This window comes from Leuconostoc gelidum subsp. gelidum KCTC 3527, from assembly GCF_000166715.1.
GTDB lineage: Bacteria > Bacillota > Bacilli > Lactobacillales > Lactobacillaceae > Leuconostoc > Leuconostoc gelidum.
The window spans coordinates 1-2,525 of the sequence record NZ_AEMI01000040.1; the positions used below are offsets into that span (position 1 = coordinate 1).

Consider the following 2,525-nt stretch of genomic DNA (forward strand, 5'->3'; position numbering starts at 1 on the left):
CTATAATCAAGTACGCAACAATTATGTTCGCACAAATGCTAATACCATTTATTTCTTTGGTACCAATGGAGATGCTGTAAAGGGCATTCGTAATTATGATAATGGTAAGATGGAATATTATAGTAACAACTATAATCAAGTACGTAACAATTATGTTCGTACAAATGCTAATACCATTTATTTCTTTGGTACTAATGGAGATGCTGTAAAAGGGTTCCGTTATTATGGTAGTCACCCTTATCAAGTTGAATATTATGGTAATAGCTTTAATCAACTACGTAATACATCAATTCGTGTTAATGGCAAAAAATATGATTTTGGTGGGAACGGCGATTTAATTATCACTAAAAAGCCAGTTTATTTTTCTCAGTTAGATAGTCGTTGGTCTAATCATCGGTTTAATGATTACTCAATGGGTCAAGCAGGGTGTGTGCCTACTAGTATCGCCATGGTATTAAATGGTTCATACGGTATTAATGTGAGTCCTGATGATGTTAAAATCGTTATGGACAATTTAAGCCAATCATCTTTTGGTGCCACAGGACGTGATCTAATCAATACCATTAATGCTTATGGTAGAAAAGTAGAACAAATTAATACAGTTGAACGTACTGCTAGTTTACTACAACAAGGTGTGCCGGTCATATTCTTTGTAAACGTTGCTGGTGGTATTGGACATGCTATTACCACTTATGGTTATAGCAATGGGGCTACCGAAGTATTAGATCCATATAACAGATATTATTATAACGGCTGGTATGATGTCAACGCTATCTCTAATAATTTAAGTAGAGATAGGGGTGATTGGAATGCAGGTAGACCAGTTTTCGCTATTATGTGAATAAACTATAAGGCAATCGATAAAAAAGCACATGTCGCCATGTGCTTTTTTAAAACAAAGAATTAGCTAAGAATGTTCAAGGATTATTGATAAAAGTTAGACGTGATATATTTAATTTTGATTAAGATGTTATTGAATTGATAAGTTGTTACAAGAATTTGATATAGATCAATCAATTTATGATGCAAAACCAAAAATGATTGGTATAAAAAATTCCAGAGATGAAGAATGGTATTTTCAACAAATGGTGCATTGGGTTAACAGACATCCGAGCGCGTTAAACGTTAAATTTAGTCGAAGTAGTATCTACAAATTCGCTTTGCATTTCTTCGTAGAAAATATTGCGCTCAATTCGAGCAATGCAAGTCTAAATATTTCAGAACTGGCCCAGAAGGTTAATGGTGTCAGCTCAAAAAAAGATGATTTAAAATTAACAACACAAATGTCAAATATAGAAAATCTACTAGGATTCCTTTTGACAATGCAGCAATGACAACTAGAATATATTCCAGAGGTCATTGATCCACAAAATGGTTTTGTAAAATATGCCATCAACCCAATCAATCAAACAGAATTCCAGCAATTCGGTGCACCAACAGGAATCAATTCTAATAATGATTTGGGGAAGACCTATGTAGAATATAAAAAATTCGTGGGCGAGACAAACAGTTAATTAAAAAATACCATCAAACAGGAAGACAGATTTATGACGACTGATGAGCACACAAAAACAATTTTATCCAAATACTTAAAACAAATTGATGAATTTAATTGGCATCATCCTACAAAAGTTCACGAAATGGCAGGTAGCCAATCGGAACGTGATCAAACAAATTACTATCTATAACAACTATGTCATGTGCTGCTTAATAATTATCAACAATCACATAATGAAGTTGGTAAGATGCTCAACCTATCAACCAAATGAGTCATCCGTTTGGTTAGCGCCTATTCTCAAGATTTCACATCTTTACAAGACATTATGGAGGAATTGAAAACTGGTAAAATTGCAGCTTTTGCACTGGGCGAAAAAAATACGGCGATGGTCAATCTACCTGCACAATTTGTGACCGCAAGTTCGGCGAGTGCGAAAGGACAAACCTATTCCAATCTTGTTGATTATGCCAATAATTCCGAGAAAACAAGTGATTTAAATAATGCCGCAATAACTGATTTAATTGTATTGAAAGAACAGTTTAACAAACGCGGATACGCTAATCGAAGCACGGCCGTGACAGAGACGCATCCCATATTTGGCGAAGAAAAACTCAATTACGATAACCACGATATTTCACAGCTGAGAAAACAACTAGATGAAGCGCAAGCAAACGGCAACAATATTCATGAATTAGCGTTTTCAATTAGGGGTGATTGGTTAGTAGAAAATAACCTGTATGATCCTGAAACGCAGGTACTTGACCAGAATAAGTTAAAACAAGTTGAACACGAAAAGGCTCAGGAAGAGTACAAATCAACGATTTCAAGAGGAATGTAGTGAGGAATAAAAGTGATGTAAAAAATTAATGCTACATAGGAAAACACTTTATTAGAAATCACCAAGACGAATATTTTAGCAAGATATAGTGCTCATTTTTATTTTACAATTTACCCAGCCAGTAGATACAAAAAAANANNATATATATATTATTATTATTATATATATATATTATTATTATTATTATTA

General features: G+C 33.7%; 4 protein-coding genes. All 4 read left to right on the forward strand.

What is annotated here, in order from left to right:
* The coding region (locus EUI_RS0109905; protein ID WP_010687998.1) for a C39 family peptidase at nt 1-841 on the forward strand (841 nt) is incomplete at its 5' end.
* 145 nt (nt 842-986) lie between these two features.
* Entirely contained in the window at nt 987-1,334 is a 348-nt protein-coding gene (locus tag EUI_RS0109910; protein WP_010687999.1) for a hypothetical protein, read from the forward strand.
* A 213-nt stretch (nt 1,335-1,547) separates the two neighbouring features.
* A complete protein-coding gene (locus EUI_RS10665; protein WP_010688000.1) occupies nt 1,548-1,688 on the forward strand; it encodes a hypothetical protein in 141 nt (46 codons plus the stop codon).
* 135 nt (nt 1,689-1,823) lie between these two features.
* Entirely contained in the window at nt 1,824-2,336 is a 513-nt protein-coding gene (mobL, locus tag EUI_RS0109920) for a relaxase MobL (RefSeq protein ID WP_308442844.1), read from the forward strand.
* The last annotated feature ends 189 nt before the right edge of the window (nt 2,337-2,525 follow it).